Below are 25,568 nucleotides of genomic sequence, written 5' to 3'. Positions count from 1 at the left end.
CGAACCCAGAGGTCCTCTCCACCATGAGTCCCGTCTCGAGTCGAGCCGCAGAGACCACCGCCGTCACAGCCGATCCAATCGCCACCGTTCTGCCGGGCCTGCTGCCGGAGATCGCGCGCACCGCCTCGGACCGCGACCGCGACCGCGTACTTCCCCGCGCGGAGCTCGATCTCCTGGCGGGGGCGGGATTGCTGGCGGTCACCGTTCCGGTGGAGTACGGCGGACACGGTCTGGGCATCGGGTCGGCGGCGGGGCTCATCGCCGCACTGGCCGCCGTCGACCCGAGCCTGGCGCAGATCCCCCAGAGCCACTTCACCTTCCTCGACGCCCTCGCGCGGCTCGCGCCGCCCGGACTCGCCGAGGAGGTCTTCGGACGGGTCGCCGGCGGTGCGCGCCTGGCCAACGCCCAGAGCGAGCGCGGCGGCGCGACAGCCGTGGACGACGCTACGAGCGTGGTTCGGACAGCGCGCGGACTGCGCCTGTCGGGCAAGAAGTTCTACTGCACCGGTGCGGTCCTCGCCGATCTGCTGGCGGTGCGCGCCCTCGGCCCCGACGGCGGTCGCGTTCTGGTCTATCTGCCGGCCGAGACCGAAGGCGTGTCGATCCTCGACGATTGGGACGCGGTCGGCCAGCGGACCACCGCATCGGGGACGGTCGAGTTCGACGATGTTCCTGTCGAGCCGGAGCAGGTGGTGGCTTTCGACGAGCTGTTCGAGAGACCGAGCACGTATGGCGCTCGCGCGCAGCTGCTGCACGCCGCCGTCGACGCCGGTCTGGCCTCCGGTGCGCTGGCGGCCGGAGCCGAGGCCGCGCAACGCGCTCGTCCCTGGTTCGAGGCCGGCGTGGAGCGCGCGGTCGACGATCCCCTCCTGCTGGCCTCGGCCGGCGAACTCGAACTCACGGTCCGCGCGGCGCGGGCTCTGCTCGACGCCGCGGTCCGGGCCATCGAGACGGCCGAAGTCGCAGGCGAGCCGCCCGAACTCGTCGCAGAGGCGTCGCTGGCCACGGCCGCGGCCAAGGTCGCCGCCGGGCGTGCGGCCCGGCATGCGGGCGAGGCGCTGTTCGACTTCGGCGGCACCAGGGCGGCCGCGGCGGCGTCGAACCTCTCGCGGTACTGGCGCGACGCGCGAACCCACACCCTTCACGATCCCGAGCGATGGAAGCTCGCTCATCTCGGCCGATGGGCGCTCGCGGGCACCCGGCCCCCCGCCCACGGCAACATCTGATCCTCCACAGGAAGAAGACATGGCACAGACCCCCTCCTCGACCACCGTGACGGCCAACCGGTCCGCGATCCCGACAGCTCCGGTCGCGAGTCCGTCAGAGCAGTCGAACACCGAGCGCCCCGCACTGAAGCTCCACTGGTTTCTGCCGACCTACGGCGATTCCCGGTTCATCGTCGGCGGCGGACACGGGCTTCCGGCCGGGGCCGCCCGCGGCGATCGGCCCGCCTCGATCGGCTACCTGAGTTCGATCGCCCGCGCGGCGGAGGACTTCGGATTCACCGCGGCACTCACGCCCACCGGTGCCTGGTGCGAGGACGCCTGGCTCACGACGGCGATGATCGCGCGGGAATCGGAGCGCCTGGGATTCCTGGTCGCCCTCCGTCCGGGGCTGGTGAGCCCGACTCTTGCCGCACAGATGGCTGCGACCTTCAGCAGGCACGCGCCCGGCAGGCTCCTGCTGAACGTGGTCACCGGCGGCGAGCCCCATGAACAGCGGGCGTTCGGCGACTTCCTCGACAAACCCTCGCGCTACGCCCGCACCGACGAGTTCCTGACCGTGGTCCGCGGACTGTGGCGCGGCGAACGGGTGACGCACCGCGGCAGGCACCTGCAGGTCGACGACGCAGCGCTGCATCGGCTGCCCGCAGAGGAGATCCCGATCTACTTCGGCGGATCCTCTCCCGAGGCCGGTCCCGTCGCCGCGCGGCACAGTGACGTCTACCTGACCTGGGGCGAGCCGCCGGCGGCGGTGGCGGCGAAGATCGACTGGATCCGCGGCCTCGCCGCGCAGCGGGGCCGAACGGTGCGATTCGGCATTCGGCTGCACGTCATCTCCCGGGACACCGCGGACGAGGCGTGGACCGCGGCAGCCGGCCTGCTCGCAGCGCTCGACGAGGACACCGTTCGCGCCGCCCAGGAGGGCCTGGCACGCAGCGAGTCGGCGGGACAGGCGGCGATGCGCGATCTGCACGCCGCCCACCGCGGTGACGGATCGTGGCGCGATCCGCGGGCTCTGGAAGTGGCCGAGAACCTATGGGCGGGTGTCGGTTTGGTGCGCGGAGGCGCGGGCACCGCGCTAGTGGGCAGTCATGCCGAGGTGGCCGACCGCATCGCCGAGTACGCCGCGCTGGGCATCGATGAGTTCGTCCTGTCGGGTTACCCGCACTTGGAAGAGCTGTACTGGTTCGGGGAAGGCGTGATACCGCAGTTGGTGCTGCGCGGTCTGTTCGCGGTGCCGGGAAACAGTCCCGGACGCGTCGCTGCCGCGCCTTTTCTGACGGCCGCACACTGACGCCGCGGGGAGGACTCTGGTGATGACCACCGCGTTCGAAACCGAGCCGACGTTGCGGGCAACCATGGCCCGCTACCCCACCGGGTTGGTCACCGTGGCCGCCGTCGATGCGGACGGACCGTTCGGCCTGATCGCGAGTTCGTTCACCTCGGTGTCACTGGACCCGCCGTTGGTGTCGGTCAACATCGCTGCGACGTCGACCACGCTCCCGCGGCTCTCGGCTGTGCCGCAGTGGGGAGTGAGCGTGCTCGCCGCGGACCAGCCGCCGGTGGCCGACGCCTTCCGTCGAGCGGCTCCGCGCAGATTCGACGGTCTTGGTTGGCGCCGTGAGGCCGGCGGCGCCGTTCTGCTCGACGGAGCCGCCGCAGTGTTCGTCACCCGGCCGCGGCAGATCGTCACCGCGGGCGACCATGTGATCGCGGTGCTCGCCGTCGATCGACATTCCGGTGACCCGACTGTCGATCCGCTGGTCTTCTACCGGAGCCGGTGGCACCGCGTGTCCGCGCTCGAAGCGGACTGAGCCTTCGGCGCGGAAGTCGCTGCTGCTGGCTGACTACTGCGCGATCCCTACTGCGCGATGCCTACTGCTCGATGAGCAGGGTGGCCGTGCCCAGTGCCGGTTCCCGGACGGTGCATACGCGAGTGCCTCCCTTGCGGCCGGTGCGGACATCGCTGACTTCGAGGCCGGCGCCCGCCAGGCGATGCCGTTCGGCGACGATGTCGTCGGTGCGCCAGGCCAGTCCCATGAGTCCGAGGCGGTCGCCGGCGTCCGGGGCTCCGGCGACGACCTCGATCACGACGGTGCGTGTCCGGAAGAAGAGCTGGCACATCCCGTCGCCGAGCTCGCGGACGAGGCGCAGGTTGATCCCGAGCCGGCCGCCGAGGAGCGCGACGGCCCGGTCGGCATCGGGCGCGGTGAGGACGATGTGGTCGAGCATCCGGCCGGTGGGCCGGACCTGCGGGCCGGCGGTGATGCGCAGCGGCGAGGCGCCGACGATCGCCGCAGCGCCGTCCGTATCGTCCAGGGTCAGGCCCCGCCGACGCAGGAGCGCTGCGGCACCGTCGTAATCGGCGACAGTCAAGTCGACCGTCGGTTCGACGGCGTGCGCGTCGGCGTCGGTCCGCCCGTCCCGGAGTGCGACCGTCGCATTCGACGCCGCCCAGCGCAGCCCCTCGGATTCACCCAGGAGAAGGTCGTACATCCGCGACGCGGCGTCGAGATCGGCCACCGGCAGGCTCACGTGGACGTCGGCGATGGACAGCGGATCAGGGATCGAGTTCACGAAACCATCGTGGCACACGCGATCTCGGCACTCCTGCTTCTAAAGTGAGGGGTCACATCAGGCACATGGAAGGCAGGCTCATGGCCGCTGAAGAACCGACCGACGCGCCGCCTGCGACCGAAGCCGACGCCGTCGAAGAGACCCGCGCCGACGCCACGCACGCCGGCGATGCGGAATCGGACGCCTCGTCTCCGAACGCCGTGGTGCGTCTGTGGTCGCGGTACTCCAGACGATTGTCGTATGGCGGTCTGGTCGTCGCGACGGTCCTGCTGTGGCTGTCGGTGACACCGTCGCTGCTGCCGCGCGGACCCCTGTTCCAAGGCCTCGTCAGCGCCGCTGCCGCCGCGATCGGCTACGCGATCGGAGCCTTCTTCACATGGCTGGCTCGATACCTGGTGTCCCGTCGAGAACCCTGGCCGCGTCCGCGCGGATGGTGGTGGGTGGGACTCACGATCGTCTTCCTCGCAGGCACCGTCTTCATGCTCTACTGGTATCACCGCTGGCAGGAGGAACTGCGTGACCTGATGGGCGTGGAACACCTCAACTGGACCGCGTACCCGATCATCGTGGTGGTGGCGGTGGTGGTCTTCGGGGTCCTGCTCGGCGTCGGGCAGGCGTGGGGTGCGCTGCTGCGGATGCTCGCGCGCCGCATGAGCCGGCGCATCCCACCCCGGATCGCCGGGATCACCGCGGCGACGGTGATGGTCGTCGTGAGCGTCCTGATCCTCAACGGCGCGGTCGCCGACTACGGCATGTCGGCGTTGAACAACTCCTTCGCGGCGCTGAACAATGAGACCAATCCCGATTCGGCTCCCCCGACCTCCACACTGCGTTCCGGCGGACCGGAGTCGGTGGTCAGCTGGGCGAGCCTGGGCCGCATGGGTCGCACCTTCGTCTCGACCGGCCCGACGGTCGCCGAACTCGAGGCGTTCAACAAGGCGCCGGCGAAAGAACCCATCCGGGTCTACGCCGGGCTCGATTCGGCGGACTCGATCCAAGACAGCGCTGAACTGGCGGCCCAGGAACTGGTCCGGACGGGCGGTCTGCAGCGCAAACTGATCGGCATCGCTGGGTCGACGGGCACCGGCTGGGTCAATCAGGCCAACCTCGACTCCCTGGAGTACATGTACAACGGCGACACCGCGATGGTGTCCATGCAGTATTCGATGCTGCCGAGCTGGCTCTCGTTCCTCGTCGACCAGGAGCGCGCGCGCCAGGCCGGACGCGCGCTGTTCGAGGCGGTCGACCGGCTGGTGCGGCGTATCCCCGAGGCGCAACGGCCCAAGGTCGTGGTCTTCGGCGAGAGCCTCGGATCGTTCGGCGCCGAGGCCCCGTTCGGCTCTGTCGCGACGATGAGCGCCCGGACCGACGGCGCCCTGCTGACCGGCCCCACGTTCAGCAACCAGACGTGGGTGGACACCACCGCCGACCGTGACGCTGGTACCCCGGAAGTGCTGCCGATCTTCAATGACGGTGAGCAGGTCCGATTCATCAACACGGCCAAGGACCTCGAGCGCCCGGCCGGTGTGGAATGGGACCGCGGTCGCATCGTCTACCTACAGCACGCGTCCGATCCCATCTCGTGGTGGAATCCGGATCTCGTGCTCAACAAGCCCGACTGGCTCAAGGAGCCCCGTGGCTCCGACGTGCTCTCAGCGGTGAACTGGATCCCGTTCGTCACCTTCCTGCAGGTCGCCGCCGATATGGCGGTGGCCGTCGACGTCCCCGACGGACACGGTCACAACTATCTGCGAGAGATTCCGACGGCGTGGGCAGCGATCCTCACCCCCGAAGGGTGGACCGATCAGAAGACGGCCGAACTGCTGCCGCGGCTGCATCGCGACTGACGACTGCCGGATCCACCCGGGGTTACTCATGAGTAACCCCGGGTGGGTAGCATCGGGTCCGTGACTCAGGACAAGACTCTCACGGACTCCCCCGCATACCGGACGCATCCCTACAAGGCGTTCGAGGTGACCGTCGCCGATCACGTCGCCGAGGTGACGCTCATCGGCCCCAGCAAGGGCAACGCTCAGGGCCCCGACTTCTGGGCCGAGTCCGCCCCGCTGTTCGAGGCGATCGACGCGGACCCGGATGTGCGCGCAGTGGTGCTCTCCGGATCGGGCAAGCACTTCTCGTTCGGCCTCGACCTGCCCGCGATGATGGGCGACTTCGGCAAGGTGCTGGCCCCGGATGCGAAGGCCGGTCCCCGCACTGAGTTCCATCACACCATCAAGCGCATGCAGCGGGCCATCGACGCCGTCGCCGACTGCCGCAAGCCGGTCGTCGCCGCGATCTCGGGCTGGTGCATCGGCGGTGCCGTCGACCTGATCAGCGCCGCCGACATCCGGGTGGCCAGCGCCGACGCGAAGTTCAGCGTGCGCGAAGTCAAGGTCGCCATCGTCGCGGACATGGGTTCGCTCGCCCGCCTGCCGCTGATCATCGGCGAAGGTCACACCCGTGAACTCGCGCTGACCGGCAAGGACATCGATGCCGCTCGCGCAGAGAAGATCGGCCTCGTCAGCGACGTGTACGACGACAAGGACGCCGCCCTTGCCGCCGCGCGGGGGATCGCGGCCGAGATCGCGGCCAACGCTCCCCTCGTAGTGCAGGGCGTCAAGGATGTCCTCGATCACAGCCGGAGCGCGCGCGTCGACGACAGCCTCCGCTACGTCGCGGCGTGGAACGCGGCCTTCCTGCCGAGCGACGATCTCACCGAGGCGGTCACCGCCGTCTTCGAGAAGCGTCCGCCGAACTTCCGCGGGCAGTGACGCCGTCGCCGGGCACCCGGATCACCGGCTGCCCGGCGGGCGGGGTATGGCACTCGTGAGATGCCATGCGCCGCACACACATTCGTATGACCGTAGGCTGGGGCGACCTCGAGAGTTGCGAGCCACCGCCAGGATCGCGCCGGTCACCGCCGCCTGCGACGGATAGGCGATCTTCTCCGGCGTCGGACAGGCGAACTGCACGCGGGGCACCTGGCGCCTGCGCTTGCGCGGACGCGCATTCGCCGCCGCGGTCCGCGACTCGATGCGCCGGTAGAACTCTTCCAGCTCGTCGTCGTCGAAGGGCATCGTCAGTACCGCGGAACGACGCGGAACACCTGGAGTTCGCGCGGTACGCCCTTGGCCTTGAACCGCTTGCGGCGGAGCATGTAGTCATCGGGATCGAGCTGGTCGAGGGCGGACTCGCTCGCATACACCTCGCCACCGCCCGCCGCATCGCAGACCCGCGCCGCGATGTTCACGTCCACACCGAGGAAATCCGAACCGACCGCTCGCGGGGTGCCGGTGTGCAGTCCGGCGCGCAGAGCCGGCCGGAAGCCGCCGACGACGATCGCGCTCACCGCACCCACCGCCTCGTGAGCTGCGGCGATGGCCTCCCCCGGATCGAGGAAGACCGCCATCGTGCCGTCGCCGAGCGTTTTCACCACCTGGCCGCCGTGCGCCCTGATCACCTCCTCGCACGCAGCGTTGACGGCGGTCAACAACTCCAGCACCTGGTCGTCTCCGGCGCGCAGCGCCCAGGACGAGAAGCCGACGAGGTCGGTGAAGAGAATCGTGGCCGGGATCGGACCGGCCGGGTCGGGGCGTCTGCGTTCGATGAGCGACTGCCAGACGGCCACCGAGGCCAGACCGAGTTCCCGGATCGCGCTGGGACGGTCGGGCCGCACGTCGTTGAGGAGGCGGGCGACCCGGTCGGAGGTGCGGTCGCCGGACGGGAGTCTGCCGTCCACCGGCGCGAGCCTGCGCGCGATCTGAGCGGCCCGAACAGCCGCCTGGCTCTCATCGGTGCGCGCGAGCAGTTCCCCCGCCCGGTGAAGCGGACGCACGGAGACGACGTCGGGAGCCGAGTCGTCGCGCCGTTCGTCGTTCACCCTGACGATCTTAACGGCGTTCGCGCGCGCCGCCGGCTCCGGAAGTCCGTGACCTGCCTCTCCCGGCTCGGCAGCCGGCGGTCAACGCAACCGTTCGGCCTCACTCGCCAGCCGCAGGACCTCGGCGGCCAGGTCGGTCAGCGTCTGACGATCGGCCTTCTCCCCGAGTGCGGTCGACAAGTCCTCCGCAGCGCAGCGGAGCGCGAACATCCGGTCTCCGAGGTCTTCGGCCTCCGCGTGGCTGAGGATGATCGCATCCTCGGGAATAGAGGTGCCCTCGAGGAGCGTTCTCTGTTCGTAGGCGCGCTGCCGGCACGACCGCTTGCAGTACTTGCGTCTGCGCCCCCGCTCCGAATCCACCATCTGACGACCGCACCAGGCGCATGCGTACGGGCGGCGACGAGACTGCGGTTCGTTCGCAGGGCTTTCGGGAGCCGGGGATTCGGACACATCACGACGGTACCGTGGAACGCCGTCCACGTCGTGGACCGCGTAGAATGGACACCGTCACCCGACCGTTTGAGAGGAAGACTTCATGGCTGATCGAGTCCTGCGTGGTAGCCGGCTCGGGGCGGTGAGCTACGAGACCGACCGTGATCACGACCTCGCGCCGCGTCGGCTCGTCCAGTACCGCACCGACAACGGTGAGATCTTCGACATCCCGTTCGCCGACGATGCGGAGATCCCCGCGACGTGGCCGTGCAAGAACGGCATGGAGGGCAAGCTCCTCGAAGGCGGCGTGCCCGAGGAGAAGAAGGGCAAGCCGCCGCGCACGCACTGGGACATGCTCCTGGAGCGCCGCTCCGAAGAGGAACTCGAGGTGCTGCTGGCCGAGCGTCTGGACCTGCTCAAGCAGCGCCGGCGCGGCGGTTCGGCATAACCGCGACGCAATACGACGTCAGCCCCCGGAGAAATCGATTCTCTGGGGGCTGATTCGTTTCCGGGTGCGAGCCCGTGCCGAATACTAGCGTCCGCGGAGCCTGTCGAGGCGGCCGCGGATTCCCCACCGGGCGACGTTGAGGAACGATTCCGCGATCACGCCGCCGTCCATCTTCGACTCGCCGATCTCGCGTTCGGTGAAGGTGATCGGCACCTCACGGATCGTGAAGCCGTTCTGCAGCGAGCGCCACGCGAGGTCGATCTGGAAGCAGTAGCCCGCCGACTCCACCTGATCGAGACCGATCTTCTCCAGCACCTCTCGGCGGAAAGCGCGGTAACCGGCGGTGATGTCTTTGACCTTGGCGCCGAGCGCCAGCCGCGCATACGTGTTGGCGCCCTTGGAGAGGAGCTCGCGGCGCTTGGGCCAGTTCACCAGCTCGCCGCCGGGAACGTATCGCGAACCGATCACCAGGTCGGCGCCCTCATTGATGCCCTCCAGCAGCCGGAACAACTGCTCGGGAGCGTGACTGCCGTCGGCGTCCATCTCGACGATGACCGCGTAGTCACGCTCCAGACCCCACGCGAATCCGGCCAGATAGGCCTTGCCCAGACCGTCCTTGACGGTGCGATGCATGACGTGAATGCGGGCCGCCGCGTCGTCCGCTGCGAGCCGGTCGGCGACCTCGCCCGTGCCGTCCGGGCTGGAGTCGTCGACCACCAGCACGTGAATGCCCTGCTGAGCGGTCAACAGGCGACCGACGATGTGTGGCAGGTTCTCGCGCTCGTTGAAGGTCGGGATCACCACGAGGGCGCCCTCGCCGTTCGCCCCTACGATGCGCGATTCAGGTTGCCTGCTGGCCATCGTGCTCCTTCTTCGTGGCCGGTCCCCTCCGACCGGCGAACACATCGAGGCTAATGCGTCCGCGCAGCGCGTACAAAAATGCCACCACCGTGGCGAGGATCGCGAGCCGCTGCGGCCAGGGGCCGAGCCTGACGGCGAGGGTCTGCCCGGACCGCAACTCCATGCGGGCCTGCAGGACGTCGGGTGTGAAGATCTCGCTCTCGGCGATCAGCGAACCGTCCGGCGCGATGAGCGCGCTGACTCCGCTGGTGGCCGCCACGACGACGCTGCGACCCGTCTCCACGGCACGGACCTGCGACATCGCCAGCTGCTGGTAGGTCATGTCGGTCTTGCCGAAGGTCGCATTGTTGGTCGGCACGAACAGGATCTGTGCGCCTTCGCGAACCGATTGCGCGGGTGCGCGGTCGAAAGCCACCTCCCAGCAGGTCGACACGCCCATCACCACGTCTCCGTGACGGGTGTGCGCGGTGAGGACCGCGGGTCCCGTGCCCGGCCGGAAGTCGCCGGCTCGATCGGCGTACGACGAGAAGATCCGGAAGAAGCTGCGCCACGGGAGGTATTCGCCGAAGGGCTGGACGATGTGCTTGTCGTACCGTCCCGAGGGCTGGTCGTCGGCGAATCCGCCGTGTTCGCCCCAGAGCAGCACGGTATTGGTGGTGCCGCCGCCGTCGAGGGGAATCCAGGTGCCGAAGGCCACCGGGGCGCCCACCGCCGTGACGGCCGCCCGGATGCTCTCGGCGGAGTCCCGGTACACCGTCGGAGGCGCGTCGGCCGCGTTCTCCGGCCACAGCACCAGGTCGGGCCTGCTGCGCCGGCCGGAGTCGATCTCGGCGGCGAGCCCGAGCGTCTCCCGGACGTGATTGTCGAGGACGGCGCGGCGCTGGGTGTCGAAATCGAGGCCCAGTCTCGGCACGTTTCCCTGCACGGCGGCGATGTCGCTGGTGCCGGCCGGCGACGTCAGCGGGCTTCCGATGCGCGACAGCGCCGCACCGGCGGCCAGGGGCACGACCACCGCCGCGATCGCCAGAGCGGCACCCGCCGATCGGGCGGTCCTGGTCGGTCGATGCAGGAGCCTGCCGATGACCTCCACCGCGGAGGCCCCGGTGAGCGCGATCACGAAGGCGACGCCGGGAACGCCGATCACCGACGTGAGCGGCAGGTACCAGCCGTCCACCTGGCTGAAGGCGGTACGCCCCCAGGGAAAGCCCCCGAAGGGGAAGGCGGAGCGGACGGCTTCGACGGTGACCCAGCTGAGTGCGAACCACAGCGGCCGCGCGCGCAGCCGCATGGTGACCGCCGCAAGAGCGCCGAAGAGCGCGAGATAGCCGGCCATCACGGCGGCGAGCGCGAGCCACGGCAGTGGTCCGACGTACTCCCCGATCCACGGCAGCAGCGGGACGAAGAAGGCGAGGCCGAAGACGAAGCCGGACCCAGCGCAGCTCTTCACCGACGGGCGGCCGACCGTCATGACGGCGTACAGCAGCCCCAGTGAGACGGGCGCCAGCCACCACACATGGTGCAGAGGCGGAAACGACGCGTACATCAGGCCGCCGGCCGCCGCGGCGACCGGGACCCGCTGCCACCAACGGACGGCGGTCACGCGCGACGGAAGATGGTCCGGCCTCCGGCGACGGTCTCGACGCACTCGGGCAGTCGAGCTCCCGGTGCCACATCCGGCAGGGCCGGCACCCGCGAGCGCGGATCGGTGGACCACCGCTGCACGTTCTCGGTGGCCGCTGCGACCACGAGTTCGTCCACCTCCCACACGGCGTAGTGCGCGGGCGCACCGGGGACCAGCGTTCCGGTGAGGCCGTCGTTGACCCCGCCGGCGCGCCAGCCGCCCCGGGTGCACGCCGCGAAGGCGGCGCGCGGCGAGATCGAACTCGAGGCCGTGCGATGGTGCGCCGCGGCCCGGACGGTGGACCACGGGTCGATGTCGCACACCGGGGAGTCGCTGGAGAAGGCGAGGGACACTCCGGCCTTCGCGAGCATCGCGAAATCGTTCAACCCGGTACCCCGATCGCCGAGGCGCGTGGCGTACAGATCCTCGGTGCCTCCCCATGCGGCGTCGAACAGCGGCTGCATGCTCGCGACGGCGCCGCACCGGGCGAAGATCTCGGCCTGGGCGCGGGTGACCATCTCCGCGTGTTCGAGACGGTGAACGCACCGCGCCAGGGCCGGTGTGCCGAGTTCGGCCGCCAGCACCTCCATCGACTGAGCGACGGCGGCCGCGGCGGCGTCACCGATCATGTGGAAGCCGGCCTGCACGCGGGCCTCGGTGGTGGCGCGCAGGTGATCGAGGATCACCTGCTCGGAGAGGTAGCTGACACCGCTGGTGCTCGACCAGTCGCTGTAGGGCTCGCACAGCCAGGCGGTGTGGGAGCCGAGCGCGCCGTCGACGAACAGGTCGCCGCCGATGGCATCGGCCCCGGTGCGGTCGAGGATGTGCCGCACCTCGTCGACGGACGACGCCGCCTCGCCCCAGTACCGCCGCACGCCGACCCCGTGGTCGAGGTCGGCGAGCGACCGGAAGTCGTCGAGCCCGCTGATGTCGGGGCCGCCGTTCTCGTGGACGGCGACCACACCGCGGGCGGCCGCGTGGTCGAGGGCCCGCAACTGGGCGCGCCTGCGCGCGGTGGCACCGATCAGATTGCGCGCTGTGGTGCGGACCCGGTGGTGCGCGTCCGCGACGAGCGGCTGTTCGGGCGAGTACCCGTGCTCGGACTCGAGTCCCGGAACCAGGCGGCGCAGCCCCGACGACGCCGCGGCCGAATGCTCATCGATCCGGGCGAGGTACACGGCGCGGCCGCCGGCGACGGCGTCGAGGTCGGACGTGGTCGGCGGCGAGTCCTGGCCCGGCTCGTCACTCGACCACGCCGATGCGTCCCAGCCGAGCCCCCAGACGAGGTCCTCATCGTGCTCGGAGAGGTACTCGGCCAGCATCCGCAGGCATTCCGAGCGGCTGGCGGCTCCGGACAGGTTGAGGCCGCCGAGCGCGATGCCGGTGTCGGTGAGATGAACATGGCAGTCGACGAACGCGGGGCTGACGAACCGTCCCTGCAGATCGATCACGTGCGCGTCCGGGTGCAGGGCCCGGCCGACGTCGTCGGTCCCTACCCATACGACCGTCCCGTCGGTCACCGCCATCGCGGTGGCGTCGGGTACCGCCGGCGAGGAGTAGACCATGCCTCCGAGGAGCAGCTGCGTCGTCACGCCGTCATTCTCCCAGACGGGTCTTCTGCCGCGCCGGTCGCGGTTCGCCAAGGTGACGGACTACTCAGTCGCGGCGGGTCGGCGGCAGCGACGGTAGGTCGGCGTGAACCGAGCCGTCCGGGTTGCGCACCGTGGTGTCCACGACCACGCCTTCGACCGTCCCGTCGACGTAACCGTGCCCGCCGAACCCGAAGCCTCGGCCGCCGGCGGGCCGGCCCCCGAGGTCGATCACCGTCATCCGGCCGGCCATCGCCGTGGCTCTGCGGGCAGCGGTGGCGGCGACCACCGGTCGCAGCAGGCGGCGCGCCGGCGGAGTCATCAGCAACAGTCCGACGATCGTCGACACGATCCCGGGAAGGATCATGAGCGTGGCGGTGACCGCGAACAGAGCGGAGTCGGTGATCGGGCGGCCCGCGCCGATCTCGTTCCGCATCGCCTTGCGCATGTCGGTGCCCAAGGTGCGGGCTCGGCGCCCGAGCACCGCGAACCCCACGCCGGCGGCGAGCACGGTGATGAGGAATGCCCAGGCGAATCCGAGGAAGTGCGCCATCGCCCAGAAGGCCGCGATCTCGGCGATCACATAGCCGACGAACAGGTATCGCATGTCAGGTCCTCTCTGCGCCGGTGCAGTCACCGGCGCTCACACAGCGTTCAACGAACGAGGACCCGGTTTTGCTCCCCCGCTGCTCAGCGACCTCGGCGCAGGCGGCTCACTCCTGTTCCGAGCGCGCCTCGATGTCGCCCTCGGCTTCGAGGTACACGCGGCGGAGTTCGGTCAGCATGTCGGCGGGTGGCTCGTGCCACATCTTCCGCTCCACCGCCTCGAGAAGCCTTTCGGTGATGCCGTGCAGGGCCCAGGGGTTGGCCGCATCGAGGAACTCGCGGTTGGTCTCGTCGAGCACGTACTGCTCGGTGAGCTGCTGGTACATCCAGTCGGCCACCACATCGGTGGTGGCGTCGTATCCGAAGAGGTAGTCGACGGTGGCGGCCATCTCGAAGGCCCCCTTGTATCCGTGCCTGCGCATTGCCGCGAGCCAGCGCGGGTTGACCACCCGAGCGCGGAACACGCGGGAGGTCTCTTCGTGCAGGGTGCGGGTGCGTACCGAGTCCGGGCGCGTGGAATCGCCGATGTAGGCCTCCGGTGCGGTGCCGGTGAGCGCCCGCACGGTGGCGACCATCCCGCCATGGTACTGGAAGTAGTCATCCGAATCGGCGATGTCGTGTTCGCGGGTGTCGGTGTTCTTCGCCGCCACCGCGATGCGTCGGTACGCGGCCCGCATGTCCTCGACGGCGGCGACTCCGTCGAGACCGCGGCCGTAGGCATAGCCGCCCCACTCGGTGTAGACCGCGGCCAAGTCCTCGTCGGTGCGCCACTGCTTGGAGTCGATGAGCTGCAACAGGCCGGCGCCGTACGTGCCGGGCCGCGAGCCGAAGACGCGCGTGGTGGCGCGGCGGGCGTCCCCGTGTTCGGCGATCGCGGCCCGAGCGTGCGCGGCGACGTAATTCTGCTCGTCCGGCTCGTCGGCGTCGGCCGCGAGCTGCACGGCATCGTCCATCATCGCCACGACGTGGGAGAACGCGTCGCGGAAGAAGCCGGAGATCCGCACCGTCACGTCGATCCTCGGGCGGCCGAGTTCGGCGAGCGGCACGAGCTCCAGATCGACCACGCGGCGCGAGCCCTCGTCCCACACCGGCGTGACGCCCAGCAGCGCCAGGACCTCCCCGATGTCGTCGCCGGAGGTACGCATGGCGCTGGTCCCCCACACCGAGAGCCCGACGGACTCCGGGTACTCGCCGTGGTCGGCGAGATAGCGTTCGAGAAGCGAATCAGCCATCGCCCGACCGGTCTCGGCGGCCAGCTGCGACGGGACGGCCTTCGGGTCGACGGAGTAGAAGTTGCGACCCGTGGGGAGCACGTTGATCAGGCCTCGCAGCGGCGATCCGCTCGGACCGGCCGGGATGAACCCGCCGGCGAGCGCATGCAGGACCCGGTCCGTCTCGCACGTGGTCTGGCGCAGTCGCGGGATCACCTCGTCCCCGGCGAAGGCCAGGATCCGGTGCACGTCGTCGGGTTGGCCGTCGGCCGCGGCCGCGACGGCCTCGGGGGTCCAGCCCCCCTCGGCGCAGGTGCTGACCAATCGCCTGGCTGTCGCCTCCACTCGGTCGACCTCCCCGCGCGCCGAGGCGTTCTCGGTGAGTCCGAGGGCCTCGCGCAGTCCGGGCAGCGTCTGCGAGCCGCCCCAGAGCTGGCGGGCGCGCAGCATCGCGAGCACGAGGTCGATCTCCATCTCGCCGTCTGGCGCCTGCCCGAGGACGTGCAGGCCGTCGCGGATGGCGGCGTCCTTGATCTCGCAGAGCCATCCGTCCACGTGCAGCAGCATGTCGTCGAAGACGTCCTCGTCGGGCCGCTCGGAGAGCCCGAGGTCCTGGTCCATCTTGGCCGCGGTCAGCAGTGTCCAGATCTGTTGCCGGATGGCGGGGAGTTTGGCCGGGTCGAGCGCCGAGATGTTGGCGTGCTCGTCGAGCAGTTGCTCGAGACGGTTGATGTCGCCGTACGTCTCGGCTCGCGCCATCGGCGGGATGAGGTGATCCACCAGGACCGCGTGCGCGCGCCGCTTGGCCTGCGTTCCCTCGCCGGGGTCGTTGACGAGGAACGGGTAGATCAGCGGCAGATCGCCCAGCGCCGCGTCGGTGCCGCAATCGGCCGAGAGCGCCACCATCTTGCCGGGCAGCCACTCCAGATTGCCGTGTTTTCCGATGTGCACCACGGCGTCGGCTCCGAAGCCCCAGCCGTCCCGATCGGGTCGCGACGCGAGCCACCGGTAGCTGGCGAGATAGTGGTGCGAGGGCGGAAGGTCCGGATCGTGGTAGATCGCGACCGGGTTCTCACCGAACCCGCGGGGCGGCTGCACCAGCAGCACGATGTTCCCGAAGACCATCGCAGCGATCACGATCTCGCCGTCGGGGTCGTGAGAGCGGTCCACGAACAGTTCGCCCGGAGGCGGACCCCAGTGCTCGACGACGTCGGAGCGCAACTGCTCCGGCAGCGTCTGGAACCACCGCGAGTAGTCGGCGGCGCCGACGCGGATCGGGTTCGCCGCGAGCGCCTCCTCGGTGAGCCAGTCGGCGTCCTGCCCGCCGGCGTCGATCAGCGCGTGCATCAGGGCGTCCGGATCGTCGTCGTCGGGCCGTGATCCCAAGCCCGGGACGGCCGCGTCGCCGCCGGCCGGACCGATGTCGTAGCCCGCATCCCGGAGGGCGCGCAGCACTCCGACCAGGCTGCGCGGTGTGTCGAGACCGACCGCGTTGCCGATGCGGGCGTGCTTGGTGGGGTACGCCGACAGCAGCAGGGCCACCTTCTTCTCCGCCGGTGTCACGTGCCGCAGCCGCGCATGGGCGACGGCGATGCCGGCGACGCGCGCGCATCGTTCGGGGTCGGGTGCGTAGAACGGGAGCCCGTTGTCGTCGAATTCCTTGAAGGAGAAGGGTGCGGTGATGATGCGGCCGTCGAACTCGGGCACGGCCACCTGGCTGGCGACGTCGAGTGGGGTCAGACCGTCGTCGTTGGCTGCCCAGTCGGACCGGGAACTGGTGGAGCAGAGCCCCTGCAGGATCGGGATGTCGAGCGCGGCGAGGCGCTCGACGTTCCAGGATTCGTCGTCGCCGCCGGCCGAGGCGAGCGCCGGCGTCGACCCGCCCGCGGCCAGCACCGTCACCACGAGCGCGTCGTATTCGGCGAAATGCTCGATCAGTTCATCGGGTGCGCTGCGCAGGGAGGCGCAGAAGACTCCGGTGGCGCGGGCCCCGTGGGCCTCGATCGCATCGCAGAGGGCGGCGACGTAGTCGGTGTTGCCCGCGAGATGCTGGGCGCGGTAGTACAGCACCGCCACCGCGGGCGCGTCGTCCGGGACGGCGGCCGCCGGCCGCTCGAGTACCCCCCAGTCCGGTGTCTGCGTCGGGCTGTCGAAGCCGAGCCCGGTGAGCAGCACGGTGTCGGAGAGGAAGTTGTGCACCGCGAGGAGGTTCTCGCGGCCGCCGGCCACGAAGTACGCGTGCGCCTGCGCGGCGACGCCGGCCGGCACCGTCGACAGTGCCATCAGATCCGGATCCGGATTGTGCTCCCCCGACAGCACGACCACCGGCGCCCGGCCGGCGAGGACCGCTGCCAGCCCGTCCTCCCACACCTGCTTTCCGCCGAGCAGCCGGACGACCACCAGGTCGGCGCCGTGGAGCAGGCCGGGCAGATCGTCGATCAGCGTGCGGGCCGGATTCGCGACCCGGAAGTCGGCACCGCAGGTGGCGGCCGTGCGCAGGTCGGTGTCGGAAGTGGAGAACAGGGTGATCACGGTGATACTCCTCGCCGGGAGTGCGCGCCCGGCGTCGTACGGTCACATCGGCCCGGTGGACCGAAGGTCGCCTGACGCTGCGGGTCTGACTCAGGACACACGCCGGCAGTGGCGGGCGGTGTCCCACACAGTGGCGCGACCGTGCCGGACTCGAACCGGCTTCCGCGCGGGCAGGCTGGGCTTCACTGTAGGCCATATCCTGGAGGGGTGAACAAACCCGCCGACCGCTGTCCCGGCGTCTTCCGCACCCATCCGGCCGACGACGGCCGGCTGGCCCGGATCCGGTTGTCGGGCGGGCAGGTGGAACCGGCCGCGCTGGAGGCGCTGGCCCTGGCCGCCGAGGAGTTCGGCGACGGCCACATCGAGATCACCGTCCGCGCGAACCTGCAGGTGCGCGGGATCGCCGACGACCGCGTGGACGCCTTCGCCGACCGCATCCTGGCGGCCGGACTCGCCACCGACCGGGCTCACGACCGCGTCCGGAACATCGTGGTGTCGCCTCTGAGCGGTCGGATCGGCGGTCTGGCCGATGTCCGGCCCGCTGCTCGCGAACTGGAGGCCGAACTGCATCGGCATCAGTGGACCCGCGACCTCTCGGGCCGGTTCTGGTTCGGCTTCGACGACGGCCGCGGTGACGTCACGGTCCGCGACGTCGACGTGCTCGGCGCGGCCGTGAGTCCCGACGAGGCGGCGATCCATCTCGGCGGCGTCCCGACCGGCCGGGTGGTGCCGCTGCCCGAACTGCCCGCCGCGATGGTCGCCGCCGCGGCGTCGTTCCACGAGCACCGTGCCGACGAGTGGCGGATCCGGGAACTCGACGATCGGGCCCGCGCTGCGGTGTCGGACGCCGTGGCGGGCTTCGGGCGTCTGGCACCGACCGAAGCCGCGGCCTCCGCGAATGGCGGCCGGCCGGACGTCCGAGAGCCCATCGTCGGATGGTTCGAGCAATCGGACGGACGGGTGCTGCTCGGTGCCGTCACCGAGTTCGGCCGGCTCTCGGCACGGCAGGCGCAGTTCGCCGCCGCCATCGGCACGCCGATCCTCATCACGCCCGAGCGCGAGATCCTGATTCCCGACCTCACCGAGGCCGTGGCCGAGACCGTGGTGCGCGTGCTCGCCCCGCTCGGGTTCATCTTCGATTCGGCCAGTCCGTGGACGAGATTCAGCGCATGCACCGGCTCGCCCGGATGCGGTCGGTCGCATGCCGACGTCCGCGGCGACCTGCTCGCGCACCTCGGTGCCCCGGATGCGGCGCCCGGTCGCGAACGCGAGCATTGGCTCGGCTGCGACCGCGGGTGCGGATCCCCGAACGGTCCGCACGTCCGGCGGATCGCCACGGGCGACGGCTACCGCACCGACCGTCGCGTCCCGGGCGGCTGATTCTCACCGGCACGGCGCGGGGCCGTACCGGGTCCACCGCCGCCGCCTCGGGTGCGTAATCTTGGGCACACCATGACCGAGTATGTCCGCGACGGAGCCGAGATCTACCGTCAGTCGTTTGCCATGATCCGCGCCGAATCCGATCTGACGGGCTTTCCCGCCGACCTCGAGCCGGTGGTGGTCCGGATGATCCACGCGTCCGGACAGACCGACCTCACCGACGACGTGGTGGCGACCCCGGGAGTGGTGACGGCCGCTCGCGCCGCCTTGGCAGCGGGCGGGCCGATCCTCTGCGACACCAACATGGTCGCGTCGGGTATCACGCGGCTGCGGCTTCCCGCCGACAATGCGGTCCGCTGTCACCTCAAGGAGCCGGGGATCGCCGATCTCGCCGAGCGGATCGGCAACACTCGGACCGCCGCGGCGCTGCAGTACTGGCGCGACGACCTGGACCGCGCCGTGGTCGCGATCGGCAACGCTCCCACCGCGTTGTTCGCGCTCCTCGACCTGATCGACCAGGGCTGGCCTCGTCCGGCCGCGATCGTCGGCGCACCGGTGGGCTTCGTCGGGGCCGCCGAATCATGTGCGGCGCTCGCCGAACGCACTGATCTGGAGTTCATCACCGTCACCGGCCGACGCGGCGGCTCGGCGATCACCGCGGCCGCGGTCAACGCTCTCGCGAGCACGGCGGAATGAGCGGTCCGGTGATGTCGACGACGGGAGCGGACTCCGCTGTGAACGGAAAACTGTGGGGTGTCGGCCTGGGGCCGGGCGACTCCGAACTGGTGACGGTGAAGGCTGCGCGGATCATCGGCGAGGCCGACGTGATCGCGTATCACTGTGCACGGCACGGTAATTCGATTGCCCGCTCGGTCGCGGAACCGTATCTGCGCGAAGGCCAGATCGAAGAACGGCTGATGTACCCGCTCACCGTGGAGACCACCGATCATCCCGGCGGCTACGCGGGCGCGATGGCCGACTTCTACGCCGAGAGTGCCGAACTCCTCGCCGGGCACCTGGCCGCCGGACGCGATGTGGCGCTGCTCGCCGAGGGCGACCCGCTGTTCTTCAGCTCGTACATGCACATGCACAAGCGGCTCGTCGACCGGTTCGAGGCGCAGATCATTCCCGGGGTGACGTCGGTGAATGCGGCGTCCGCGGCGCTCGGCATCCCGCTCGTCGAAGGCGAGGAGACGCTGACGGTCCTGCCCGGAACCGCCGAGGCCGGCGAGCTGATCGCGCATTTCCGGTCCGGCGAGGCCTTGGCGATCATGAAACTCGGCCGCACCTTCGTGAAGGTGCGCGACGCTCTGGCCGCCGCCGGGCGTCTCGACGAGGCCTGGTACGTCGAAAGGGCGTCCACCGACCGCCAGCGCGTGGAGCGCGTGGCCGACGTCGACCCGTCGTCGGTGCCCTATTTCTCCCTGATCGTGGTACCCGGGCGACGCAACAATCCGCTCGCCGCGGGAGGCGACCGTCCGCGCGGTGAAGTGGTGGTGGTCGGCCTCGGTCCCGGACCGGTGGACCAGACGACGCCGCAGGTGGCCGCGGAGTTGGCGGCGGCGACCGATTTCGTCGGATACAAGACCTACCTGAACCGGGTGGTGGCGCGCCCCGGACAGCGGGTCCACGCCAGTGACAATCGAGTCGAGGCCGAACGCGCGGAGTTCGCCCTCGACCTGGCCTCGCGCGGCGCCAGGGTGGCCGTCGTGTCGTCGGGCGATCCGGGGGTGTTCGCCATGGCGACTGCGGTGGCGGAGGCCGCTGCGGAGGAACGGTGGGCGCATGTGCCGGTGCGAGTGACGCCGGGGGTGAGCGCCGCGCACGCGGTGGCGGCCGCTGTCGGTGCGCCGATCGGCCACGATTTCGCCGTGATCTCCCTGTCGAATCTGCTCAAGCCCGGATCGGTCATCGAGGAGCGGCTCCGGCACGCGATCGCCGCCGACCTGGTGGTCGCGATCTACAATCCGGCGTCTCCGAAACGCGTGGAGCAGATCAATCGCCTCAAAGAACTCCTGACCGAACTGGTTCCGGCCGACCGCGTGGTGATACAGGGCCGTGACGTGGGCGGCCCGGGACAGCGCCTGACGGTGACCACGGCCGCGGACTTCGATCCGTCGACGGTGGACATGCGCACGCTGTTGATCATCGGCTCGTCGATGACCACCGTCGCCCACCGACCTGCCGGCGACCTCGTGTACACCCCGCGGCATTACTCCTAGCGGATCTCTCCTCGGCCGGCCGGCCCGGACAGCCAGTCGAGGGCCTCGCTCGGGGTATTGACGCGCGCGATCCCGCCGGGTTCCGCGGGACGGTCGACGACAATCACCTCGACACCGAGCCGCGCGGCGGCGCGGAGTTTGGCGACGGTCATCTCTCCCCCGCTGTTCTTCGTGACCAGCACGTCGATGCGGTGCTCGCGCAGCAGCGCCGTCTCATCGGCGAGACGGTACGGGCCGCGGGAGCGGAGAACCCGGTGATGCGGCGGCAGCGGCCCCTCGGGCGGATCCACCACCCGAATCAGGAACCACGCGTCGTCGATCTCCGCGAACTCGGACACGTCCTGTCTTCCGGTGGTGAGGAATACCCGGCTCCCGCCCCTCTCGGCGACCGCGGTCGCGGCGGCGGCGATGTCGGGCACGCGCGTCCAGCGCTCGCCGGCCCCGGGTGACCACGGAGGTCGGGCGAGGCGCAGATATCCGACCCCGGTCAGTTCCGCCGCCGCGACGGCGTTCGGCGTGATTCTGGCGGCGAACGGGTGCGTCGCGTCGACGATCGCGGTTATTTCGGCCTCGCCGATCCACGCGGCGAGACCGTCGACGCCGCCGAAGCCGCCGACGCGCACCCGGCCGACCGGCAGACGCGGATCGGCGACTCTGCCCGCGAGGGAGGTGACGACCGGAACACCGGACTCATCGAGCAGGCGTGCGAGTTCGCGCGCCTCGCCGGTTCCGCCCAGGATCAGCACGGACGGCTCAGGCATGGCGGTCCTCACGCAGCTTCGTCATCCGGGCATGCGAGTAGAGATAGCTGTCGGTGACGGCGGGATGCGTCCGGGCGTCCAAGACGCGCCCGACGAAGATCACGGCGGTCTTGGTGATGCGCGTCGCCGACAGTTCCGCGGGCAGTTCGTCGAGCCGGCAGCGCACGATCCGCTGATCGGGTCGCGAGGCGTACGCGACCGTCGCCGTCGGGCAGTCGGCGCCGTAGTGCGGCGCCAGTTCGGCGACGATCTGCTCGGTGCGGTGTGCGGCGAGGTGGAGGGCGAGAGTGACGCCGCTGCGAGCCAGGGAACCGAGGTCCTCCCCCGGCGGCATATCGGTCGAGAGCGTCGAGACGCGCGTCACCATCAGACTCTGCCCCACTCCCGGGACGGTCAGCTCAGTGTCGAGGGCGGCCGCCGCCGCCGCGAACGCGGGCACCCCGGGAATCAGTTCATAGGCGATGCCCAGTTCGCGCAGACCGCGCTGCTGCTCGGTCAACGCCGAGTACAGGGCGAGATCGCCGGAGTGGAGTCGGGCCACGTCGTGACCGGCGGCGTCGGCGCGTGCGAGTCTGCTCAGGATCTCCGTCAACGGCATTCGCGCGGTGTTCACGATCTCGGCACCGTCGGGCAGACGACCGAGGAGTTCGTCCGGCACCAGCGATCCCGCGTACAGGCACACCGTGCATCGACTGAGGATCTCGGCGCCGCGAACCGTGATGAGGTCGGCGGCCCCCGGGCCGGCGCCGATGAAGTAGACGGTCATGTGTCCTCCCGCGCGGCGTCGTCTTTCACCGCGACCCATTGGACGATCGGCAGAGCGGGTCGCCACGCCGTGAGGCGGCCCAGTGGTGCGGCACGTTCCACGGACAGGCGGGTGAGGCTCCCCCCGTACCGCTCCTGCGCGTCGATGAACAAGTGCTGGGTCTCGATCGCGACCGCGTTTCCGACGATGCGTCCGCCCGGCATCAGCGCATCCCAGGCGGTGTCGAGGACGTCGCGGTCGACGCCGCCCCCGAGGAAGACCGCGTCGGGGTCGGCGGCTCCGGCCAGCGCCTCGGGCACCGCGCCGGCCAGCGTGAGCCGGTGACCGACGCCGAGCTTCTCGGCATTGCGTCGCAGGGCGGCGGCCCGGAGCCGGTCGGCCTCGAAGGCGACGGCCCGGCCGTCGCGCGTGCACCGCAGCCACTCGATGCCGATGCTTCCGGCGCCCGCGCCGACGTCCCACAGCAGTTGTCCGGCGGCGGGAGCCAGGGCCGAGACAGAGAGTGCCCGCACGGTCTGTTTCGTCAGCTGGCCGTCGTGCTCGTACGCCTCGTCGGGCAGTCCCGGGCAGTGCGACGAGCTCGGGCCCACACAGTCGAGCGCGGTGATGTTCAGCGGCGCGCACGGGCGGTCGTCCCATGAGCGAGCCAGCCCGGTCCGGACGGCCTGCGTCGCGGCTCCGAGATTCTCGAGCACACGCATCGTGGTCCAGCCGTACCCGTGCGCCCGGCACAGCTCCGCGATTTCGGCCGGTGTGGAGCCGTCTCTGGACAGGACCAGAAGGCGGATGCCGTCGCCGAGTTCGGGAACCACCGCCGAGGCGGGTGCGGTGACTGTGCTGACGATGGTGGTGGATGCCAGGTCCCAGCCCAGTTCGGCGGCCGCGAGCGAGACGCTCGACGGTGCCGGGACGATGGTGACGCGGTCGCGACCGACCTGTCGGACGATGGTGGAGCCGATGCCGTGGAACATCGGATCACCGCTGGCCAGCACGTGAATCGTGCCATGTGCCGAACTGTCGCACAGCACTTCGCGCAGGTGCTCGGACATCGGCGAACGCCACGGCACGGTATCCGCGGTCAGGTGTTCGGCGACCAGGTCGAGTTGGCGCGCCGAACCGTACACCGTCGTCGCCTCGTCCAGCGCTGCTCGGGCGCGGGCGCTCAGTCCGCTCCATCCGTCGGCTCCGATTCCCACCACGACGAAGCGGGCGGGCTGCTTCGGCCCGGACTCTCCCGTCATCGCGGCAGCCTCCGCCAGACGGGGCGGGGAAGCAGGCGCATGCCGAAGAAGATGGGCCGGAGCACACCGGGGATCCACACCTCGCCTCTTCCCTTGCGATAGGCCTTGGCGACGGCGTCGGCGACCTGGTCCGCGGTCCTGGCGAAGGGAGCGGGCTCGACTCCGGAGGCCATCAGCTCGCGTGTCATCGCACCGACCACGAATCCGGGCCGCGCGAGGAGGAGGCGGACGCCGGAACCGTGCAGCGCGTCGGCCAGCCCGCTCGCGAAGCCGTCGAGCCCGGCCTTGGTGGAGCCGTACACGTAGTTCGCGCGGCGCACGCGGACACCGGCGACCGACGAGAACACGATGATCGTGCCCGACCCCTGGCGTCGCAGGGCCACCGCGAGAGGAGTCATCACGCTTATCTGCGCGTAGTAGTCGGTGTGGGCGATCTGCAAGGCGTGGGCCACATCGGTCTCCGACCGGGCCGCGTCGCCGAGAATCCCGAACGCCACGATCGCGACGTCCACCCGGGCACCGTCGCGGAACAGCGATTCGACGAGTGCGGTATGCGAGGCGATGTCGTCGGCGTCGAACGCCACGGTGTCGACCGCGGTCGCGCCCGCCGACAGCAGTGTCTGCGTCTCACCGGCCAGGTCGTCGGGTCGGCGCGCGGCGAGGACCACGCGGTTTCCCTCGGCCAGGCGCGCCGCCGTCGCCACCCCTATCTCGCTGCGTCCACCGAAGACCACGATCGTTCCCACCGAACCAGTATCGCCGGTGCTGCCGGACCGCGACGCGGCCGGGTCGATGACGGCGCGGCGTCGCCGATACCGTGGGGACTATGAGCCGAACCGTCGCCGAACTGTCCGCCGAAGCCGCCCAGATGCTGTCCGAGTACCACCTCGCGACGCTGGCGACCACCCGAGCCGACGGAACGCCGCATGTGGTGGCGGTCGGCTTCACCTTCGACGGCGACGCCCGGAAGGCACGGGTGATCACCTTCGAGGGTTCGCAGAAGGTACGCAACGCCGATCGGGGCGGATACGCGGCGCTGACGCACGTGGACGGCCCACGGTGGCTGACCCTCGAGGGTCCGGTGACCGTCCGCCGCGATCCGGTCTCCGTGGCCGACGCCGAGGCGCGGTACGCGGCGCGCTACCGGACTCCGAAGCCGAATCCCCGCCGCGTCGTGATTGAGATGGACATCGCGCGCGTGCTCGGGTCGGCCGGAATGTTCGGCACTGCTCCTGCCGGATGAGTCGCGGGCCGAGGTCACGGAGACCTCGATGACGCGAGGTCTTCTCCGAAGATGCGGGGACCGGCGCCGCGCTGCGTCAGATGCAGGGCGCGGACCATGTTGGTGCGTTCGTCCTTCGGGATCGCGATACCGTCGCCTGCCAGGACCGCGCGGGCCGCGGCGACAGCATCAAGCGGGTCGGACTTGCCCCTTGATTCGTTTCTTGTCCTTGCCGCCGCCGTACACTTCGGCCACCGACAGCCCTGCCGCCTGGAGCACGCTGGTGATTCCCCGCCCGTAGCTGCTGGTGCATTCCACCCCGACGGCACTGACGTCGTGACCATCGAGGCACGAAGTCACCGCCCGGTACCCGGCCGAGGTCGCCGGGAACTCTCGCCTCGGCCGGCTCGCCGCCGACCGAGGTGATGACTGCGACGGCGCTCGGCGGGCGGCGGCGGTCAGACAAGACATCGGTTAGGCAACCGGCCAAGCTCCTGATCAGGTCATGGCCACCGCCGCTCGTGAACATTCGACGCCCCACACCGACCGGACAGACCAATTCGTGGACAACCCAGCAGGGCGTCAGTCGTACCCGGAGTCACGACCGTCGTGGAACTACCAACCATCATCAATGTCATACCTCGTTGGTAGAGTTCTGGTAGGTCAAGAGAACATGGTGTGACCAGCTGAAACACTCGGGGGAGGTGGCAGCGATGACCGATCCGATCACCGATTCGATCGCCACTGTCGTTGCCACCGGTGCGCTGCCGGACCAGCCCGCGGACTTGTTGGCGTTGATCGATGCCGCGGCGGTCAAACTCGCCGAAACCTCCCTGTCACCGGAGACCGAACCGGAACTGCTGGCCCACACTGAAGCGCCCTGGGTTTGATGGAGACTCGCGCTATTTGATTCCGACCAGCTGTTCGCGGTCGGCTTGGACAGCATAGAACGCGTGCTCGAACTCGGCGGGCGGGACGTCGCCGAGGTATCCGTGG

At 70.2% G+C, this 25,568-nt stretch carries 24 protein-coding genes; 11 read left to right on the top strand and 13 right to left on the bottom strand.

Going from position 1 to position 25,568, the window contains the following annotated elements:
- Positions 1-23: 23 nt before the first annotated feature.
- Genes ABFX36_RS16635 through ABFX36_RS16625 form a run of 3 tightly spaced genes read left to right on the top strand, consistent with a single transcriptional unit; the run spans position 24 to position 3,037 of the window.
- Positions 24-1,226, top strand: a complete 1,203-nt coding sequence (locus tag ABFX36_RS16635; protein ID WP_062367849.1) for an acyl-CoA dehydrogenase family protein — start codon at positions 24-26, stop codon at positions 1,224-1,226.
- A gap of 19 nt (positions 1,227-1,245) precedes the next feature.
- Positions 1,246-2,517 (top strand): LLM class flavin-dependent oxidoreductase, encoded by a 1,272-nt coding sequence (locus tag ABFX36_RS16630; RefSeq protein WP_231875762.1) that lies wholly within the window; start codon positions 1,246-1,248, stop codon positions 2,515-2,517.
- A 22-nt stretch (positions 2,518-2,539) separates the two neighbouring features.
- Positions 2,540-3,037: a flavin reductase family protein gene (locus ABFX36_RS16625; protein WP_062367848.1), complete on the top strand. Its 498-nt coding sequence runs from the start codon at positions 2,540-2,542 to the stop codon at positions 3,035-3,037.
- Positions 3,038-3,098: 61 nt separating this feature from the next.
- Here the strand turns inward: ABFX36_RS16625 and ABFX36_RS16620 are convergent, their stop codons facing one another.
- Complete coding sequence (locus tag ABFX36_RS16620; RefSeq protein WP_231875761.1) at positions 3,099-3,800, bottom strand: VOC family protein; 702 nt, start codon at positions 3,798-3,800, stop codon at positions 3,099-3,101.
- An 80-nt stretch (positions 3,801-3,880) separates the two neighbouring features.
- Here ABFX36_RS16620 and ABFX36_RS16615 point away from each other — a divergent pair, with 80 nt between their 5' ends.
- The gene (locus ABFX36_RS16615) at positions 3,881-5,647 is read left to right on the top strand and encodes an alpha/beta hydrolase (RefSeq protein WP_346077441.1); all 1,767 of its coding nucleotides are present in this window, start codon (positions 3,881-3,883) and stop codon (positions 5,645-5,647) included.
- 60 nt (positions 5,648-5,707) lie between these two features.
- On the top strand, positions 5,708-6,571 hold the full coding sequence (locus tag ABFX36_RS16610) for a crotonase/enoyl-CoA hydratase family protein (RefSeq protein ID WP_278127351.1): 864 nt from the start codon (positions 5,708-5,710) through the stop codon (positions 6,569-6,571).
- Positions 6,572-6,592: 21 nt separating this feature from the next.
- Here ABFX36_RS16610 and ABFX36_RS16605 read toward each other — a convergent pair whose 3' ends face one another.
- The 3 genes from ABFX36_RS16605 to ABFX36_RS16595 form a co-directional block, all read right to left on the bottom strand.
- Entirely contained in the window at positions 6,593-6,877 is a 285-nt protein-coding gene (locus tag ABFX36_RS16605) for a hypothetical protein (protein ID WP_006894968.1), read from the bottom strand.
- Positions 6,878-6,879: 2 nt separating this feature from the next.
- Complete coding sequence (locus ABFX36_RS16600; protein WP_346077439.1) at positions 6,880-7,680, bottom strand: adenylate/guanylate cyclase domain-containing protein; 801 nt, start codon at positions 7,678-7,680, stop codon at positions 6,880-6,882.
- An 81-nt stretch (positions 7,681-7,761) separates the two neighbouring features.
- Positions 7,762-8,043, bottom strand: coding sequence for a hypothetical protein (locus ABFX36_RS16595; protein WP_006894965.1), 282 nt, complete (start codon positions 8,041-8,043; stop codon positions 7,762-7,764).
- A gap of 172 nt (positions 8,044-8,215) precedes the next feature.
- On the opposite strand from ABFX36_RS16595, the gene ABFX36_RS16590 reads away from it, so the two are divergent.
- Positions 8,216-8,560: an RNA polymerase-binding protein RbpA gene (locus tag ABFX36_RS16590; protein ID WP_006894962.1), complete on the top strand. Its 345-nt coding sequence runs from the start codon at positions 8,216-8,218 to the stop codon at positions 8,558-8,560.
- 84 nt (positions 8,561-8,644) lie between these two features.
- On the opposite strand, the gene ABFX36_RS16585 is transcribed toward ABFX36_RS16590, so the two are convergent.
- From ABFX36_RS16585 to cobN, 5 genes are all read right to left on the bottom strand, one after another.
- Positions 8,645-9,421 carry a polyprenol monophosphomannose synthase gene (locus ABFX36_RS16585; RefSeq protein WP_006894961.1) on the bottom strand — a complete coding sequence of 259 codons (777 nt, stop codon included), beginning with the start codon at positions 9,419-9,421 and terminating at the stop codon, positions 8,645-8,647.
- Entirely contained in the window at positions 9,402-11,021 is a 1,620-nt protein-coding gene (gene lnt / locus ABFX36_RS16580; protein ID WP_045537364.1) for an apolipoprotein N-acyltransferase, read from the bottom strand. Before lnt ends, ABFX36_RS16585 begins: the two co-directional genes overlap by 20 nt.
- The gene (locus tag ABFX36_RS16575; protein ID WP_346077436.1) at positions 11,018-12,634 is read right to left on the bottom strand and encodes an amidohydrolase; all 1,617 of its coding nucleotides are present in this window, start codon (positions 12,632-12,634) and stop codon (positions 11,018-11,020) included. Before ABFX36_RS16575 ends, lnt begins: the two co-directional genes overlap by 4 nt.
- Before the next feature lie 64 nt (positions 12,635-12,698).
- The gene (locus ABFX36_RS16570; protein WP_045537368.1) at positions 12,699-13,238 is read right to left on the bottom strand and encodes an FxsA family protein; all 540 of its coding nucleotides are present in this window, start codon (positions 13,236-13,238) and stop codon (positions 12,699-12,701) included.
- Between the two features lie 106 nt (positions 13,239-13,344).
- Positions 13,345-16,980, bottom strand: a complete 3,636-nt coding sequence (cobN, locus tag ABFX36_RS16565; protein ID WP_346077434.1) for a cobaltochelatase subunit CobN — start codon at positions 16,978-16,980, stop codon at positions 13,345-13,347.
- 207 nt (positions 16,981-17,187) lie between these two features.
- On the opposite strand from cobN, the gene cobG reads away from it, so the two are divergent.
- The 3 genes from cobG to ABFX36_RS16550 all read left to right on the top strand — a co-directional run bounded on the left by cobG (position 17,188) and on the right by ABFX36_RS16550 (position 20,582).
- The gene (cobG, locus tag ABFX36_RS16560; RefSeq protein WP_045537372.1) at positions 17,188-18,360 is read left to right on the top strand and encodes a precorrin-3B synthase; all 1,173 of its coding nucleotides are present in this window, start codon (positions 17,188-17,190) and stop codon (positions 18,358-18,360) included.
- 72 nt (positions 18,361-18,432) lie between these two features.
- Positions 18,433-19,056, top strand: coding sequence for a precorrin-8X methylmutase (locus tag ABFX36_RS16555; RefSeq protein WP_006894954.1), 624 nt, complete (start codon positions 18,433-18,435; stop codon positions 19,054-19,056).
- A gap of 11 nt (positions 19,057-19,067) precedes the next feature.
- Positions 19,068-20,582 carry a precorrin-2 C(20)-methyltransferase gene (locus ABFX36_RS16550; RefSeq protein ID WP_346077483.1) on the top strand — a complete coding sequence of 505 codons (1,515 nt, stop codon included), beginning with the start codon at positions 19,068-19,070 and terminating at the stop codon, positions 20,580-20,582.
- Here the strand turns inward: ABFX36_RS16550 and ABFX36_RS16545 are convergent.
- The 4 genes from ABFX36_RS16545 to dprE2 are packed head-to-tail and all read right to left on the bottom strand — an operon-like array spanning position 20,579 to position 24,096.
- On the bottom strand, positions 20,579-21,343 hold the full coding sequence (locus ABFX36_RS16545; protein WP_006894952.1) for a cobalt-precorrin-6A reductase: 765 nt from the start codon (positions 21,341-21,343) through the stop codon (positions 20,579-20,581). The genes ABFX36_RS16550 and ABFX36_RS16545 overlap by 4 nt on opposite strands.
- Positions 21,336-22,109, bottom strand: a complete 774-nt coding sequence (cobM, locus tag ABFX36_RS16540) for a precorrin-4 C(11)-methyltransferase (protein WP_346077431.1) — start codon at positions 22,107-22,109, stop codon at positions 21,336-21,338. Before cobM ends, ABFX36_RS16545 begins: the two co-directional genes overlap by 8 nt.
- Entirely contained in the window at positions 22,106-23,350 is a 1,245-nt protein-coding gene (cbiE, locus tag ABFX36_RS16535) for a precorrin-6y C5,15-methyltransferase (decarboxylating) subunit CbiE (protein WP_346077429.1), read from the bottom strand. Before cbiE ends, cobM begins: the two co-directional genes overlap by 4 nt.
- Positions 23,347-24,096 carry a decaprenylphospho-beta-D-erythro-pentofuranosid-2-ulose 2-reductase gene (gene dprE2, locus ABFX36_RS16530; RefSeq protein WP_433820935.1) on the bottom strand — a complete coding sequence of 250 codons (750 nt, stop codon included), beginning with the start codon at positions 24,094-24,096 and terminating at the stop codon, positions 23,347-23,349. Before dprE2 ends, cbiE begins: the two co-directional genes overlap by 4 nt.
- An 80-nt stretch (positions 24,097-24,176) precedes the next feature.
- On the opposite strand from dprE2, the gene ABFX36_RS16525 reads away from it, so the two are divergent.
- Together ABFX36_RS16525 and ABFX36_RS16520 are read left to right on the top strand one after the other, a co-directional pair.
- Entirely contained in the window at positions 24,177-24,593 is a 417-nt protein-coding gene (locus ABFX36_RS16525; RefSeq protein WP_346077428.1) for a TIGR03618 family F420-dependent PPOX class oxidoreductase, read from the top strand.
- 692 nt (positions 24,594-25,285) lie between these two features.
- Positions 25,286-25,462, top strand: a complete 177-nt coding sequence (locus tag ABFX36_RS16520; RefSeq protein ID WP_346077426.1) for a hypothetical protein — start codon at positions 25,286-25,288, stop codon at positions 25,460-25,462.
- The last annotated feature ends 106 nt before the right edge of the window (positions 25,463-25,568 follow it).

Origin of the sequence: Gordonia cholesterolivorans (genome assembly GCF_039531975.1) — a bacterium.
In the GTDB taxonomy this organism is placed as follows: Bacteria; Actinomycetota; Actinomycetes; order Mycobacteriales; family Mycobacteriaceae; genus Gordonia; species Gordonia sihwensis.
Note: the sequence above shows the minus strand (reverse complement) of the source record. Positions and strands in the feature narration are given on the sequence as shown.